This is a genomic window from Candidatus Reidiella endopervernicosa, from assembly GCF_013343005.1.
Lineage (GTDB): Bacteria > Pseudomonadota > Gammaproteobacteria.
In genome coordinates, this window is sequence record NZ_CP054491.1 from 439,509 (window position 1) to 454,872 (window position 15,364).

Sequence of the window (15,364 nt, forward strand, 5' to 3'; positions counted from 1 at the left end):
GTGAACTGAACGCTACTCAAACCGAAAATTATTAGGTGTGACAGAGTGGCCGGTTGTCGGGGTTTTCCATCTGCTTGGCGATATCGTGAATCATATCGCGCAGCTCCTCGAGACTGATCTCATTGAGCATGCGACTCATCAGATCGGGATCGATGCGAATGGTGCAGGGGGTGCCATCGGCCAGCTCGATGCCGACTCCGGCGACATTCTTCTCAAAGCCGTTTTCATCGTCGAGCTCATCAACATGGGCCTGCAGCAGATTCTCGTACTGCTCGTCGACCAGACCTCCCAGCGCATCGTCGATATTCTCCGGCACACCGACGCTGTAACCCGCCTCATGGTCACTGACCTCGTAATCGATCGCCTTGCGGGTCAGGAACTCAATAAAGATGTCACACAGCTTTTTGTTGAAAAAGAGATACTCGAGCATCCCGGACTCCCTGGAGTGGTGGCGTAAAGGTCAGATTTTAACCGTGATCCTGGCAGACGCCAGTGCCAATATTTGGCCGTGTCGCGCGAACTCATTTATCCTAACAGGATTACCGAAACGAAAACCCCATCTCCGAGGAGAGAATCAGATGAGTGCATTCCCCAACAGCCGCATGCGCCGCATGCGCCGCGACGACTTCTCACGCCGCCTGATGCGCGAGTCTCAGCTTAGCTGCGACGATCTGATCTACCCGATGTTCATCCTCGAGGGTGAGGGACAGCGTGAGGCGGTTCCCTCAATGCCGGGTGTCGAGCGGGTCAGTATCGATGAGCTACTGATTGAGGCGGCGCAGCTGGTCGAGCTTGGCGTACCCGCCGTGGCGCTCTTCCCGGTCACACCGGTGGAGCAGAAATCACTCGACGCCGCCGAGGCCTACAACCCCGAGGGGCTGGCACAGCGTGCGGTGCGCAACCTGAAGGCCAACTTCCCCGATCTGGGCGTAATTACCGATGTGGCGCTCGACCCCTTCACCACCCACGGTCAGGATGGACTGATCGACGAAAGCGGTTATGTGATGAATGACGAGACGGTCGACGTGCTGGTCAAGCAGGCGCTCTCCCACGCCGCTGCCGGTGCCGATATCGTCGCCCCCTCCGACATGATGGATGGCCGCATCGGCGCAATCCGTGATGCTCTCGAGGGTGCTGGCAACATCCACACCCGTATCCTCGCCTACTCAGCCAAGTACGCCTCCAGCTTCTACGGTCCATTTCGCGATGCGGTCGGCTCCTCAGCCAACCTCGGTGCCGGCAACAAGTACACTTACCAGATGGACCCGGCCAACAGCGATGAGGCGATCCACGAGGTGGCGCTCGATCTCGACGAGGGTGCCGACATGGTGATGATCAAGCCGGGTATGCCCTACCTCGATATTGTGCGCCGTATCAAAGATGAGTTCGGTGCACCCACCTTCGTCTACCAGGTGAGCGGTGAGTACGCGATGCTCAAGGCAGCCAGCGATAACGGCTGGCTCGAGGAGAAGGCGGTGGTAATGGAATCCTTACTCGCCTTTAAACGCGCCGGGGCCGACGGCATCCTTACCTACTACGCCAAACAGGCGGCTATCTGGCTCAAGGAGTCCTAGACCTCCAACCACCGGCGTATTCGACACCTTCGGGTACGCCGGCCTCATCCTCTCTGGAATCATCTGACCATGACTGATCACTACGCCGTGATGGGCAACCCTATCGCACACAGCAAATCACCTCGAATACACACCCTCTTTGCTGAACAGACCGAACAGGCGCTCGATTACCGCGCGATCAGAGTCGATGAAGGGAGTTTTCCCCAGGCGGTGTCCGAGTTCCGCAACGAGGGCGGCAAGGGGCTCAATATCACTGTCCCCTTCAAACTCGAGGCGTGGCAGCTGGCCACCGAGCTGAGCGAGCGTGCCCGGCTCGCCAATGCGGTCAACACTCTGCTGCTGCGCGATGACAATACCCTGCTGGGGGATAATACCGACGGTGTCGGCCTGCTCGCCGACCTGCGCGATAACTATCAGATCGAACTAAAGGGCGCGCGTATCCTGGTACTTGGCGCCGGTGGCGCGGTGCGTGGCGTACTCGCTCCTCTGCTCTCTGCCAATCCCGCCGCGATTGTGGTCGCCAACCGCACCGCCTCACGTGCCATAGAACTGGCCGAGGGCTTTGCCCAATTGGGAACTATTTCGGGCTGCGGCTTCGACCAGATCGACGAACGCCCCTTCGATCTGATCATCAACGGTACCTCTGCCAGTCTGCAGGGCGATGTACCGCCTATTCCAGCCAGCGCTATTGCCAAAGAGGGCTGGTGTTACGACATGATGTACGGCGCAGAACCGACCGCCTTTATCCAGTGGGCCACTGAACAGGGCGCAACCCACTGCGCCGATGGCCTGGGCATGCTGGTAGAGCAGGCAGCCGAGTCATTCCTGCTCTGGCGCGGCGTAAAACCCGCCACCCAGCCCATCATCGAACTGCTGCGTCACGAACTCAGCAATAGCTAACCGAACCAGAGACCATCGACCATGAGCGTTGAATCCGAACTGCAGAGTCGCAGCGAATCGAAGTGCGAACTCTGTTGCGCTACTGAGGGACTGGGGATCTATGAGGTGCCACCCAGCTCTGACGGTATTGCTGATCAGTGCCTGATGATCTGCACAACCTGCAACGATCAGCTCAACAACCCAGACAAGGCCGACCCCAACCACTGGCGTTGTCTCAATGAGAGCATGTGGAGTCAGGTGCCCGCTGTACAGGTCGTCGCCTGGCGTATGCTGACACGCCTCCGCAGTGAGGGGTGGCCCCAGGATCTGCTCGATATGCTCTACCTCGAACCAGATATGCAGAGCTGGGCCGAGGCGACCGGTGAGGGCGTAGGTGATGAGAGTGGTATCAAACACCTCGACAGCAACGGTGCACAGCTTGAGGCGGGCGATACCGTCACCCTGATCAAGGATCTCAACGTCAAGGGCGCCAACTTCACCGCAAAACGTGGCACAGCCGTACGTGGTATCTCACTGGTTGCTGATAATGCAGAACATATCGAGGGGAGGGTAAACGGTCAGCAGATCGTGATTTTGACCAAATTTGTTAAGAAGTCGAACTGATATCTTTTGCCACGCCGATGTATTGCTACTGAGATCAAACACTAAAACTTTCTAGCGTGCTGTCGGAAACCTTCAACCTCTACCTTCCCGTCGGCACTCTGTTTTCACTCTCTTCTAACCACTCATCAAAACTATCAATCGGTTTCTTGGTGTCGCTGAAACGGCGCTCATGTCGTCTCCGCTCCTCTCCAGGCCACTTTCTGTTCCGCCATCCCAACGTACGACGCTCATTGCCGTAACTACGCGCAATAAATTCTCTAAGAATCACTGGCTGTCCATGCAATGGTTTCCCATCAAGCTGTTTAATCGCACTTTGTGCGTGTCGTTTTGAGTGAAAAAGAGCCAATCCGTACCGACATGAGGCACCCTTTGCAGCCTTTGCCACCAACGTGATATCCGCTTTTTTTCGAAACGCCTTAAACAGCGTCTCCAACTCCGACTCCGTCACCCGCTCATGCAGATTACGAACGATCACTTCAACAACCGTCCGCTGACCGCCATGGATAGCGAAGCGAAGGCGGTTAGTCCCCGATAGTCGACGCCGTCTGCCTATTCGTAGTTGAGAGCGCGAGCGAACGACGAAGAAGATGCAGCAGCGGCTTTATGTCGGCGTAGAGTCACTGAGGAGTTGTGTAGAGCCGCGAAGAGGTGATTACGCAACGTACGCAGGACGTCGGGGCGCCGTAGGCATAAACGGTCGCGTTAGTATTTGCCGCTTGCTTGGGCTTGGAGGCCCAAAACAAGCTTCCGCAAAATAGCGACTCCCCGGTCTTCGCCTCGACTGGAAATAAAGAACATTGCCACACGCCCCACATCAGACCCTATTCCTCAGTAATATAGTCCTCTTTCAGCTTTCTATAGTGCTCAGCCGAGTAACTGAACCAGGCCAGCTCTTTTTCTGTGAGCACTCTGACTCGCTTAACCGGAGAGCCGAGCCAGAGATAGCCCCCCTCCAGCCGCTTGTTGGGAGCGACCAGACTACCGGCACCGAGCAGTACCCCCTCCTCTAATACTGCGCCATCGAGAATGGTCGATCCCATACCGATCAGGCAGCCGTTACCAATGGTGCATCCGTGCAGGGTGACGTTGTGTCCGATAGTCACATCGTCACCGATGATCAGTGGATTACCCTCTGGGTTTGCGGGGTGGCGGTGGGTGACGTGGCAGACCGTGCCATCCTGAATATTGCTACGTCTGCCGATACGAATCTTGTTCACATCACCACGCAGCACCGCCATCGGCCAGACCGAACTCTGCTCACCGAGTACCACATCACCGATAACAGCGGCCTGCTCATCGACATAGCTACCCGCCTCGAGGGTCGGCGTGATGCCCTTGTAACTGCGAACAGCCACTAGCGAAGTGTCACCAGCTCCTCGGAGCTGGTCGGGTGAATCGCCACGGTATTATCGAAGTCCTCCTTGGTCGCGCCCATCTTCACCGCCACGGCAAAGCCCTGCAGCATCTCATCGGCACCGGGGCCGATGATGTGCACCCCTACAACCTTCTCCTGCGCACCGACGCAGACCAGCTTCATCGCGGTGCTCACCTTATGCTCTGTGAAGGCGTGTGACATCGGGGTAAAACGAGTCTGGTAACACTTCACAGCCGCCGTACCGTGCTCCTCCTGCGCCTGCGTCTCGCTAAGCCCCACAGTGCCGATCGGTGGATGGCTAAAGACCACGGTAGCGATGTTTTCGTAGTCGAGCTTTCGCTCTGGCTGGTTATTGAAGAGACGGTCGGAGAGGCGGCGTGCTGCGGCTATCGCGACGGGGGTGAGCTGCGCACGCCCAGTCACATCACCGACCGCGTAGACGTTTTCAACGTTGGTGTTCTGAAACTCATCGGTGGGAATATAACTCTGCTCGTTATGTTCGACCCCAGCCGCATCGAGGTTTAGCGGGCCACTCAACGGCTCACGACCAATCGCCCAGATCAAACTGTCGACGCCGGTCAGCTCAACGCCACTCTGGCAGTGGATATGGAGCTTGCCATCATCCTGCTTTTCAATGCGTTCGATCTGAGTCTGCGACATGATATTCACGCCACTGTTGACCATATCCTCCATCAGCGTCTCCCGCAGCATGCAGTCAAAGCTGGAGAGGAAATGATCACGACGCAGCAGCAGAGAAACCTCAGTACCGAGTCCATTAAGCAGTCCCGCAAGTTCAACGGCGATGTAACCCGCACCGACGATTACAGCGCGCTTTGGCTGCTCGGTGAGCTCAAAAAATCCGTTGGAATCAATGCCATGCTCAGCGCCGGGAATGTCAGGCACTACCGGCGTACCACCCGGTGCGATGACGATATGATCGGCGGTGTACTGCTCTCCCCCAACCTCAAGGGTGTGGGCATCTACAAAGCTCGCCGTACCGACAATCTCATCGATGTTCGAGTCCTTCAGGTAGGTGTGGAACCAGTCGTTGATACCGCCGATGTAACCCTCACGTTTCTTGACCAGCTCGCCCCAGTCGAAACCCTTCACATCGACATCAAAACCGTAGTCCTTGGCATCATGCAGGGCGTGGGCAATGCCAGCACCGAACCACATCACCTTCTTCGGCACACAACCAACATTGACGCAGGTACCACCGAGTCGTGCCTGTTCGACCACAGCCGTCTTTTTACCGTATAGCGCTGCCCGCTCTGCTGCCGAAAGACCGCCGCTGCCGCCACCAATGGCGATCAGATCGTAGTGCTTACCCATGAAAATCCCCTGTCTGGACCGTTTATCTGAAGCGGCCATTCTAGCAACATGCGCCCGGTGCGCCATCTTTCAGGAGACGATTTGCAATATACTTGACAGAATAGGTAGGGAATACTACAGTGGGTTTCAAGACATGTTTTTCCTCCCTTAATGTCTAATTTGTTGGAAGGCTCCCCCAGCCTTCCATTTTTTTTGCCCCGCACATACCCATTCGTCCAGTAGTGTTATTGTGAGTTCGTAGTAAGAGAGTGTGGTATACCTTGTCTAAATCAGGCTCATTTCTGACTCAAGATGTGATGCAATCCACCGATATATAGGCTTAAACAACTAATCATAATACCGGGAGATAGGAAGCTCCGGAGAACTGGGAGAGATCCAGATGCGTAAGAACCTGCCTGTAACCGGTAATAACGTCGATTTTTCAGACGATGCAAATATCCTCTCGACGACCAACCTCAAGGGTCAAATCAGCTACATCAACGAAGACTTCATCGAGATCAGCGGCTTTGAAGAGTCAGAACTGATGGATCAGCCGCACAATATTGTGCGCCACCCCGATATGCCACCGGCCGCATTTGATGACCTATGGAAGACCATCAAGGGTGGTGAATCGTGGATGGGTATGGTGAAGAACCGCTGTAAAAACGGTGATCACTACTGGGTTGATGCCTTTGCCACCCCAATACGCGATGGCGGCAGCACCATCGAGTACCAGTCGGTACGCATGAAGCCGGAAGCCGAGTATGTCGAGCGTGCCGATAAACTCTACGCTCAACTCAACGCCGGCAAGACCCCCAGCTCCATCAAGCCCTCAGCCCTGGGGCTCAAGGGGAGCCTTATCCTCATCGTCCTCGCTGCACTGCTTCCACTTCTGATTGCTGCACTGATGGAGAGCTCGCTCATTGGTACCGTACTGGCGCTGCTCGTATCCGCTGCCATTGGCATTGTCGGCATTCAGCTGGTGATGCGTCCGATGCAGCATGCAATCGAGGAGGCACGCAGCATCGTCTCAAATCCCGTTGCTCAGCAGGTCTATACCGGCCAGCGCGGAGAAGGTGGCGAGGTGCGTCTGGCGATCAAACTGGTTCGTTCACAACTCAAAGCGGTACTGGGTCGTATCAGCGATGCAGTCAAACAGCTCGAGACCACCTCACAGAGCCTCTCCGGCAACGTCACCCTGACCAAGGCGGGTGTCTCCCATCAGGAGAGCGAGACCAATCTGGTCGCCACCGCCGTGACCGAGCTGGCCGCCTCAGCGCTCGAGGTGGCACGCAACGCACAGAATGCTGCCGAGGGGACCCAAGTTGCCAGTCAGGATGCTGACAACGGCCGTCGCGTGGTCTCTGAGACGATCGACACTATCAGTGAGCTGGCCAAGGAGGTGGAACGCTCCTCCGAGGTGATCCAGAAGCTGCAGTCCGACAGCGAGGAGATCGGTACCGTGCTCGATGTGATTCGTGGCATCGCTGAGCAGACCAACCTGCTGGCACTCAATGCCGCCATTGAGGCGGCTCGTGCCGGTGAGCAGGGGCGTGGTTTTGCGGTGGTTGCCGACGAGGTGCGCAATCTCGCCTCACGCACCTCCTCAGCCACACTCGAGATCCAGGAAATGATCGAACGGCTGCAGACTGGGACCGGTGAAGCCGTAACGGTGATGAATAGCGGGCGCGAGAAGGCACAGCGCGGAGTAGAGCGTGCGGCCGAGGCGGGTGCCTCACTCGATACCATTACCCAGGCGGTCAGCAACATCAACGACATGAACGCCCAGATCGCCAACGCCGCCAATGAGCAGAGCACCGTGGTCGAGGAGATCAATGAGCACGTCAACACCATCAGTGAGGTCAACGAACTCACAGTCGACAGCATGGAGAGTACCGCCCAGACCAGTGATCAGATCGAACAGATGGCGAAAAACCTGCAGCTGCTCTCCAAACAGTTCAACTAACCCTCTCCGGTGCGAAATACCGCCCCTACCTGCTCGCACCGGTTACACAGTCGTGTGCGGACAGCACATCGTATAAACCACAATATTTGTACCCATTCCAAAACCATACTAAAGTTACGGCCATCGCTTACCGATAGTTAATCACAACAACTCGAATACACGTGGTACGCATAAGGAATCTACAGGAGGTAGATAATGCGCAAAAATCATCCCGTCACCGGTCAAGAGATCCTCTTCCCCAGTGAGGCCAACATCCTCTCTACTACCGATCTGAAGGGCCAGATCACCTACTGCAACGACGATTTCATCAACATCAGCGGCTACACCGAAGAGGAGCTGCTGGGAAAAGCCCACAATCTAGTACGCCATCCCGATATGCCATCCCCCGCCTTCCAGGATCTCTGGGATACCCTGTCGAAGCGACAATCGTGGATGGGCATCGTAAAAAACCGCTGCAAAAATGGCGATCACTACTGGGTTGACGCCTTTGCCACCCCGATCACCCGCAACGGCGAGGTAACCGAGTATCAATCGGTGCGCAGCAAGCCATCACGCTCACTGGTTGAGCGCGCTGAAAAACTCTACCAGAACCTCAACGCAGGCAAGGTTCCCACCGCGCTGAAACGACGTAATCTTCCAATCCACTACCGCCTCTTCCTCATCACCTTACTCTCACTGCTTCCCCCTGTGCTCTACACCCTGATAGCCGATCAACCCGCCACCACTGGCATGCTGGGCGCGCTGCTTATCTCACTCGTTATCGGCGTCAGCGGAACATTACTTGCCACCCGCAAGCTACGTCAGGTCTCTCGTCAGGCACGTGGAGTCATCGACAACAAGATCATGCAGCACGTCTACACCGGCGATATGAGCGAGAGCGGTGAACTGACGTTGGCCATGAAGGTATTGCAGTCGGAGAAGGCCGCCATCCTAGGCCGTATGTCCAACGCGGTAGAGCAGATGAAGACGATGTCTGGGCAACTCTCCGACACCTCCAGTACCACTCACGGCGAGATCCAGAACCAGGAGCAACAGACCACCCAGATAGCCACCGCGATCAGTGAGCTCTCTGCCTCGGCACAGGAGGTCGCCGAGAGCGCCACTCAAGCCGCCGAAGCCGCGCAGCACGCCAACAGCAGCGCTAGCGAGGGGCGTCAGGTCGTCGAACAGAACATCACCTCAATCCGTGAACTCGCCGCCGAGGTCGAACGCTCTGCCGAGGTAATCGACCAGCTCGCCAAGGATAGTGATGGTATTGGCGGGGTACTGGATGTCATCCAAGGCATTGCCGAACAGACCAACCTTCTAGCACTCAACGCCGCCATTGAGGCCGCCCGCGCCGGTGAACAGGGTCGTGGCTTTGCCGTGGTGGCCGATGAGGTGCGCACCCTCGCCTCACGTACTCAGGAGTCGACTCAAGAGATCCAGAGCATGATCGAGCGATTACAGAGCGGGGCACGCAGCGCCGTCACCGCCATGGAGAAGGGTCGTGAGAAGGGCCAGGAGGGCGTTGAACAGGCGGGGCGTGCGGGGCAGGCACTTAACGAGATCAGCGACTCGGTGATCACCATCTCCGATATGAACAGTCAGATCGCCAGTGCTGCCAGCGAGCAGAGCACCGTCTCCGAGGAGATCAATCGTAGTATCCACGCGATTATCGAGATCAACGATCAGATCTCCGTCTATATGAGCGAGACGATCTCCGCCTGCGGTGAGAACTCCGATATCGCCGAAGAGATGAGCCTGCTCTCGACTCACTTCAGAAACCAACTCCAGTCATAACAGATAACCCGCCCCATCTGGGGTGGGACCATCGCCTACCTTTAGAATCATTCTCAATAAAAACCGCAAATCTCAAATGGTTGCCTCCTATCGACAACCGGCGCATCATCGTCAGTAACCCTATAAATCCTCAAGTATGTCGTTTAGCTACCGATGAAGATGGTTAAGCGACCGAATAGATAAAAATAATTAGCGAGGAAGTCGATGCGTAATAACCAGCCTGTCACAGAGCAGGAAGTCCCAGTATCTGATGAGAGTTACATACTCTCCACCACCAATCTAAAGGGCCAGATTACCTATTGTAATGACGGTTTTGTGCAGATCAGTGGGTTTGAGAAAAGTGAGCTACTCAACGAGCCACACAATGTGGTGCGCCACCCCGATATGCCACCCGCCGCCTTCGATGATCTCTGGACGACATTGAAAAACGGTGACTCCTGGAAAGGTATCGTCAAGAATCGTTGCAAAAATGGTGACTACTACTGGGTCGACGCCTTTGCCACGCCAATCTTTGAAGATAGTAAGACGGTCGAATACCAATCGGTCCGCCGCCATGCTGATGAAGCGGATGTTGCACGCGCCGAGAAACTCTATTCACAGCTCAGTGCTGGCAAGAGTCCCAACGTACTTAAACGCGCCAAGCTCTGTCTCGGTGTCAAACTCGGCATGCTCTGCGGTATCGGCATGCTGCCGTTGCTGCTCGCTGCGCTCGATGAGAGCGAAACCGCTGTGGTGCTGATGGCACTCGCTATTGCTGTTGCAATCATCGGTGGCGGTATCTACTGGCTACTGACGCCACTACGCAAGCTGATCGCTGAATCGCGTAAAACGATCGACAATCCAATTGCCCAGTGGGTCTATACCGGTCGTCGTGATGAGGTGGGCCAGTTACAGCTGGCAATGAAGATGCAGCGCTCTGAGATCAGTGCGGTACTCGACCGTATCGATGACTCGGTGAAACAGATCGAAGAGACCGCTGAACAACTCTCCGCCTCGATCACCCTGACCAAGATGGGCGTTGGTCACCAGGATGAGCAGACCGATCAGGTCGCCACCGCCGTTACCCAGCTCTCCGCCTCAGCCCAGGAGGTGGCACGCAACACCCAGCAGGCCGCCGAGCAGACTCAGACCGCCACCAATGAGGCCAACCACGGTAGCGAAGTTGTCACCAACACCGTCAGCTCTATCAATGCCATCGCCAACGAGGTCGGTGAAGCAAGCGATGTAATCAACCGCCTCAAGAACGAGAGCGAGGATATCGGTACCGTGCTTGATGTCATTCGCGGTATCGCCGAGCAGACCAACCTGCTCGCCCTCAACGCCGCCATCGAGGCGGCACGCGCCGGTGAGCAGGGACGCGGTTTTGCGGTGGTCGCCGACGAGGTTCGCACCCTCGCCTCACGCACCTCATCGGCCACACTTGAGATACAGACGATGATCGAGCGACTCCAGGATGGCGCAACCAAAGCGGTGACGGTGATGGATACCAGCCGCAAACGCACTCAAGAGGGCGTCGATCAATCCTCTGAGGCGGGTGAGGCACTCGATACGATAACCCGCGCCATCTCCACCATCAGCGACATGAATGCACAGATCGCCAACGCCGCCAATGAACAGAGCAGCGTGGTAACCAATATCGAAGAGAACGTCTCGACCATCACCGAGGTAAATGAGCTGACGGTTGATGGCATGCAGCAGACTGCCGATGCGAGTGAATCACTCAGCAAGATGGCACGCAGTCTGGAGTTGATGGCGAAGATGTTTAGCGGTCGCGCCGCCTAGAGAGCTACGCTCCGAGTGTTAATGGCGGTGCGTCCAGGCGCAGTAACTGTTCGCGCAGCGCCACCAGCTGCTCCTCCCAGTAACGTTCGCTATTGAACCAGGGAAAGGCCATCGGGAAGGCGGGATCAGACCAACGGCGCGCCAGCCAGCCCGCATAGTAGATCATGCGCAAGGCACGCAGTGGCTCGATCAGCGTCAGTTCACGCAGATCGAACTCGAAGAACTCCTCATATCCCATCAATAGTGCATCAAGCTGCATTACCATCTCGTGGCGCTCGCCCGAGAGTAGCATCCAGAGATCCTGAATCGCAGGCCCAGTCATACAGTCATCGAGATCGACAAAGTGCGGCCCCTCACGCCACAGCACGTTGCCGACGTGGCCATCACCGTGGATACGCAGCATCTGCAAATTGGGAAGTTCGGCAAAGGCCGCATCGACTCGTTGCAGCATCTGCTCAGCCAGCGACTGATACTCAGACGCCAAATAGCTCGGAAGAAAGTCGTTCTCTAGCAGGTAATCCAATGCGGGTCTGCCGTAAAAGGCGACACCCAGCGTGGGTCGATGTTCGAATTCACCACTGGCACCCACCGCATGAATGCGCGCCATGAAGCGCCCCAACCACTCAAGATGATCGAAATCGCTCAGCTCCGGGGCATGGCCACCACGGCGAGGAAAGAGTGCAAACCGGAAACCAGCATGCTCAAAGAGAGACTCACCATTCTCTCCCTTGAGCGGCGCCACCACCGGAATTTCGTGCTCCTGCAGGGCGTGACTGAAGGCGTGCTCCTCAAGGATCGCCTCGCTGCTCCAGCGTCCCGGCCGGTAGAACTTTGCGATCAACGGTTCACCCTCATCGAGCCCCACCTGATAGACGCGATTTTCATAGCTATTAAGCGCCAGCAGCGAACCGCTCGCCACCACGCCGAAGCTATCAACCGCATCGAGTACCACCTCGGGGGTCAGCGCATCGTAAGGGTGTGTTGTAATCTCCTCACTCACTGTTTGGGATTCTTTGTTGGCCACTGTGCACTCTGCTAGATTTAGAGCGCCATTTAACCACAACCCGCTGTACTTTATTGAGGATAGAGCATGTCCAACCCGCTACTCGAGATGACCGGTCTACCCCCCTTCTCAGCCATCCAACCGGAGCACGTTGAATCGGCCATCGATGCGCTGTTGAAGGAGAATCGCGACCGGGTCACAGCACTGCTCGCCACCACCGAACACTGCAGCTGGGAGAATCTGGTCGAACCACTCGAGTATCTGGAGGATCGTCTCAACCGCGCCTGGTCACCGGTCAGCCACATGAACTCGGTGGTCAACTCCGATGCACTGCGCAACGCCTACAACGCCTGTCTCACCAAACTGAGCGACTATGCCACCGAGATGGGGCAGAACCGCGACCTCTTCGAGGCGTTCCAGCAGGTCGCCGATGGTGAGGAGTACCCGCAGCTGAGTGGTCCACAGCAGAAGATCGTCGATAACGCCCTGCGTGATTTCCGCCTCTCCGGTATCGATCTGCCCGAGGCACAGCAGCAGCGCTACAAGGAGATCATGCAGGAGCTCTCCAGGCTGACCAATAAGTTCAGCGAAAACCTGCTCGATGCGACCAACGCCTGGAAACGTGAAGTAAGTGATGAGAGTGAACTCGCTGGTCTGCCCGAGAGCGCGGTCCAGATGGCAAAACAGAATGCCGAGGCCGAGGCGTTCGAAGGCTGGCTCTTTAATCTACAGTTCCCCTCCTACTTCCCAATCATCACCTACGCCGACAACCGCGATCTGCGCCGTGAGCTCTACACCGCCTACGTCACCCGCGCCTCCGACGAGGGACCACATGCCGGTCAGTGGGATAACAGCGAGCTGATGGAACAGATCCTGGCACTGCGCCACGAAGCAGCGCAACTACTCGGTTTTGCCAACTACGCCGAGCGTTCGCTCGCCACCAAGATGGCGACCAATCCGGAACAGGTTCTGCAGTTTCTCAACGACCTCGCCGAACGTTCACTGCCGATGGCACGCCACGACCTCGATGAGGTGCGCATCTTCGCACGCAACCAGCACGGCATGGAGGGGCTTGAGGCGTGGGACATCCCCTACTACTCGGAGAAGCTGCGCCAGCATAAATACGCCGTCAGCCAGGAGGAGCTCAAGCCTTACTTCCCGGAGGATCGGGTCTTGAAGGGCATGTTCTTTGTTATCGAACGCCTCTACGGCCTCAGTGTCGAGGAGCAGCACGATATAGAAACCTGGCACAAGGATGTACGTTTTTTCGATATCCGTAGCGAACAGGGTGAGCTGCGTGGCCAGTTCTACCTCGATCTCTATGCGCGCACTAATAAACGCGGTGGTGCCTGGATGGATGAGTGCATCAGTCGGCACCTCACCGCAGACGGCCTGCAGACTCCAGTTGCCTACCTTACCTGCAACTTCACCGCCCCGATCGGTGACAAACCGGCGCTTTTCACCCACGACGAGGTGCAGACCCTGTTCCACGAGTTCGGCCACGGTCTGCACCATATGCTGACCCGCATCGACCACCCAAGCGTCTCGGGCATCAGCGGCGTACCGTGGGACGTGGTCGAGCTGCCGAGTCAGTTCATGGAGAACTGGTGCTGGGAGCGCGATGCACTCAACGAGATCTCCGGCCACGTCGAGAGCGGCGAAGCATTACCCGACGATCTCTACGAAAAGATGATCGCCGCACGCAACTTCCAGTCAGCAATGCAGATGGTGCGTCAGCTCGAATTCTCCCTGTTCGATTTCCGCATGCACATGGAGTTCGACCCGGAGCGTGGCGGTCGTATCTACGAACTGCTCAATGAGGTGCGCGAAGAGGTGTCCGTAATCGAGCCCCCCTCCTTCAACCGATTCCCACACAGCTTCTCACACATTTTCTCCGGTGGTTACGCCGCAGGTTATTACAGCTACAAGTGGGCCGAGGTACTCTCAGCCGATGCCTTCAGCGCCTTCGAGGAGAGTCACATCTTCGATCGCGAGACCGGGCTACGCTTTCTAAGCGCCATTCTCGAGCAGGGCGGTTCACGCGAGCCGATGGAGCTGTTTGTTGAGTTCCGTGGCCGTGAACCGACCATCGACGCACTGCTGCGTCACAGTGGCCTGGCTGCCTAATCGAATCCCCACATCGTGGGGGATGATGCTGCGCCGAAGTACTGAATGATGGTCGCAGCGTTTAAAACTATTTCTCGCGACATCACTTCCTGACTATACGTTTATAATCGATTCAGCTTACCCCTGAATTACATCGGATTACTCGAGCAACAAATGAAAATCGCCACCTGGAACGTCAACTCCATCAATGTCCGCCTATCTCATGTCCTGACTTGGCTGGAGAGCGCCCAGCCCGATGTGTTGGTGCTGCAGGAGACCAAATGTGTCGACGAGAAGTTTCCGCGTGATAAGCTGGAGGCGGCGGGTTATCAGGCCGCCTTCTCCGGACAGAAGACCTATAACGGCGTGGCGATCATCAGCAAACATGCCATCGAAGATGTAATAACCGATGTGGCCGATCTCGACGACCCGCAGCGGCGCATCCTTGGTGCAACCATCAATGGGGTGCGTATTCTCGATCTCTATGTAGTGAATGGCTCCGAGGTTGGGTCAGATAAGTTTGACTACAAACTCAACTGGCTCGAGAAAGTATCCATCCATATTAAAAATGAACTGACCGACCATTCCGACTATGTGGTGCTGGGGGATTTTAATATTGCACCAGCCGATGCCGATGTGAACGATCCCAAGGCGTGGCATGAACGCATTCTCTGCAGCACGCCCGAGCGTGATGCACTAAAGCGGATACTAGATCTTGGCTTTACCGACACCTTCCGTCTCTTCAAGCAGGAGGAGAATAGCTTTAGCTGGTGGGACTACCGGATGAACGGTTTTCGTCGTAACCGAGGTTTGCGCATCGATCTGATCCTCGCCTCTTCATCACTTGCTAAAAAGTGCACAGCATCTGAGATTGATAAGGAGCCACGTGGCTGGGAACGCCCCTCGGACCACGCACCTGTCATGGCCAGCTTTGAGCCCTAAGCTCAACGGTATAAAAGAGA

At 56.4% G+C, this 15,364-nt stretch carries 14 protein-coding genes; 8 read left to right on the plus strand and 6 right to left on the minus strand.

Features of this window, described 5'->3' with window-relative positions; genetic code table 11:
* Positions 1 to 31: 31 nt before the first annotated feature.
* A complete protein-coding gene (locus HUE57_RS02460) occupies positions 32 to 430 on the minus strand; it encodes a hypothetical protein (protein ID WP_078482887.1) in 399 nt (132 codons plus the stop codon).
* A 148-nt stretch (positions 431 to 578) separates the two neighbouring features.
* Here HUE57_RS02460 and hemB point away from each other — a divergent pair, with 148 nt between their 5' ends.
* From hemB to HUE57_RS02475, 3 genes are all read left to right on the plus strand, one after another.
* Entirely contained in the window at positions 579 to 1,574 is a 996-nt protein-coding gene (hemB, locus tag HUE57_RS02465; protein WP_078482886.1) for a porphobilinogen synthase, read from the plus strand.
* Positions 1,575 to 1,643: 69 nt separating this feature from the next.
* Complete coding sequence (gene aroE, locus HUE57_RS02470; RefSeq protein WP_078482885.1) at positions 1,644 to 2,474, plus strand: shikimate dehydrogenase; 831 nt, start codon at positions 1,644 to 1,646, stop codon at positions 2,472 to 2,474.
* Between the two features lie 21 nt (positions 2,475 to 2,495).
* Entirely contained in the window at positions 2,496 to 3,077 is a 582-nt protein-coding gene (locus HUE57_RS02475; protein ID WP_174672667.1) for a PhnA domain-containing protein, read from the plus strand.
* A gap of 79 nt (positions 3,078 to 3,156) precedes the next feature.
* On the opposite strand, the gene HUE57_RS02480 is transcribed toward HUE57_RS02475, so the two are convergent.
* From HUE57_RS02480 to gorA, 4 genes are all read right to left on the minus strand, one after another.
* A complete protein-coding gene (locus tag HUE57_RS02480) occupies positions 3,157 to 3,552 on the minus strand; it encodes an RNA recognition motif domain-containing protein (RefSeq protein WP_174672668.1) in 396 nt (131 codons plus the stop codon).
* A 142-nt stretch (positions 3,553 to 3,694) separates the two neighbouring features.
* Positions 3,695 to 3,820, minus strand: coding sequence for a hypothetical protein (locus tag HUE57_RS19525; RefSeq protein WP_272902008.1), 126 nt, complete (start codon positions 3,818 to 3,820; stop codon positions 3,695 to 3,697).
* Positions 3,821 to 3,898: 78 nt separating this feature from the next.
* On the minus strand, positions 3,899 to 4,432 hold the full coding sequence (locus tag HUE57_RS02485) for a gamma carbonic anhydrase family protein (protein WP_078482882.1): 534 nt from the start codon (positions 4,430 to 4,432) through the stop codon (positions 3,899 to 3,901).
* Positions 4,432 to 5,784, minus strand: a complete 1,353-nt coding sequence (gorA, locus tag HUE57_RS02490) for a glutathione-disulfide reductase (protein ID WP_078482881.1) — start codon at positions 5,782 to 5,784, stop codon at positions 4,432 to 4,434. Before gorA ends, HUE57_RS02485 begins: the two co-directional genes overlap by 1 nt.
* A 379-nt stretch (positions 5,785 to 6,163) precedes the next feature.
* On the opposite strand from gorA, the gene HUE57_RS02495 reads away from it, so the two are divergent.
* The 3 genes from HUE57_RS02495 (at position 6,164) to HUE57_RS02505 (ending at position 11,293) form a co-directional block, all read left to right on the plus strand.
* Positions 6,164 to 7,729: a methyl-accepting chemotaxis protein gene (locus HUE57_RS02495; protein ID WP_078482880.1), complete on the plus strand. Its 1,566-nt coding sequence runs from the start codon at positions 6,164 to 6,166 to the stop codon at positions 7,727 to 7,729.
* A gap of 195 nt (positions 7,730 to 7,924) precedes the next feature.
* Entirely contained in the window at positions 7,925 to 9,511 is a 1,587-nt protein-coding gene (locus HUE57_RS02500) for a methyl-accepting chemotaxis protein (RefSeq protein ID WP_078482879.1), read from the plus strand.
* A 204-nt stretch (positions 9,512 to 9,715) separates the two neighbouring features.
* Positions 9,716 to 11,293, plus strand: coding sequence for a methyl-accepting chemotaxis protein (locus tag HUE57_RS02505; protein WP_078482878.1), 1,578 nt, complete (start codon positions 9,716 to 9,718; stop codon positions 11,291 to 11,293).
* Positions 11,294 to 11,297: 4 nt separating this feature from the next.
* Here the strand turns inward: HUE57_RS02505 and HUE57_RS02510 are convergent, their stop codons facing one another.
* Positions 11,298 to 12,317, minus strand: a complete 1,020-nt coding sequence (locus HUE57_RS02510; protein WP_236725638.1) for a serine/threonine protein kinase — start codon at positions 12,315 to 12,317, stop codon at positions 11,298 to 11,300.
* A 66-nt stretch (positions 12,318 to 12,383) separates the two neighbouring features.
* On the opposite strand from HUE57_RS02510, the gene prlC reads away from it, so the two are divergent.
* Together prlC and xth are read left to right on the plus strand one after the other, a co-directional pair.
* Positions 12,384 to 14,423: an oligopeptidase A gene (prlC, locus tag HUE57_RS02515; RefSeq protein WP_078482876.1), complete on the plus strand. Its 2,040-nt coding sequence runs from the start codon at positions 12,384 to 12,386 to the stop codon at positions 14,421 to 14,423.
* 153 nt (positions 14,424 to 14,576) lie between these two features.
* Positions 14,577 to 15,344: an exodeoxyribonuclease III gene (xth, locus tag HUE57_RS02520; RefSeq protein WP_078482875.1), complete on the plus strand. Its 768-nt coding sequence runs from the start codon at positions 14,577 to 14,579 to the stop codon at positions 15,342 to 15,344.
* Positions 15,345 to 15,364: the final 20 nt, after the last annotated feature.

What these genes read in the sequence shown, in the direction of transcription:
- HUE57_RS02460 (WP_078482887.1), bottom strand. Translation starts at nt 430, where the DNA reads ATGCTCGAGTATCTCTTTTTCAACAAAAAGCTGTGTGACATCTTTATT.
- hemB (WP_078482886.1), top strand. Translation starts at nt 579, where the DNA reads ATGAGTGCATTCCCCAACAGCCGCATGCGCCGCATGCGCCGCGACGAC.
- aroE (WP_078482885.1), top strand. Translation starts at nt 1,644, where the DNA reads ATGACTGATCACTACGCCGTGATGGGCAACCCTATCGCACACAGCAAA.
- HUE57_RS02475 (WP_174672667.1), top strand. Translation starts at nt 2,496, where the DNA reads ATGAGCGTTGAATCCGAACTGCAGAGTCGCAGCGAATCGAAGTGCGAA.
- gorA (WP_078482881.1), bottom strand. Translation starts at nt 5,784, where the DNA reads ATGGGTAAGCACTACGATCTGATCGCCATTGGTGGCGGCAGCGGCGGT.
- HUE57_RS02495 (WP_078482880.1), top strand. Translation starts at nt 6,164, where the DNA reads ATGCGTAAGAACCTGCCTGTAACCGGTAATAACGTCGATTTTTCAGAC.
- HUE57_RS02500 (WP_078482879.1), top strand. Translation starts at nt 7,925, where the DNA reads ATGCGCAAAAATCATCCCGTCACCGGTCAAGAGATCCTCTTCCCCAGT.
- HUE57_RS02505 (WP_078482878.1), top strand. Translation starts at nt 9,716, where the DNA reads ATGCGTAATAACCAGCCTGTCACAGAGCAGGAAGTCCCAGTATCTGAT.
- prlC (WP_078482876.1), top strand. Translation starts at nt 12,384, where the DNA reads ATGTCCAACCCGCTACTCGAGATGACCGGTCTACCCCCCTTCTCAGCC.
- xth (WP_078482875.1), top strand. Translation starts at nt 14,577, where the DNA reads ATGAAAATCGCCACCTGGAACGTCAACTCCATCAATGTCCGCCTATCT.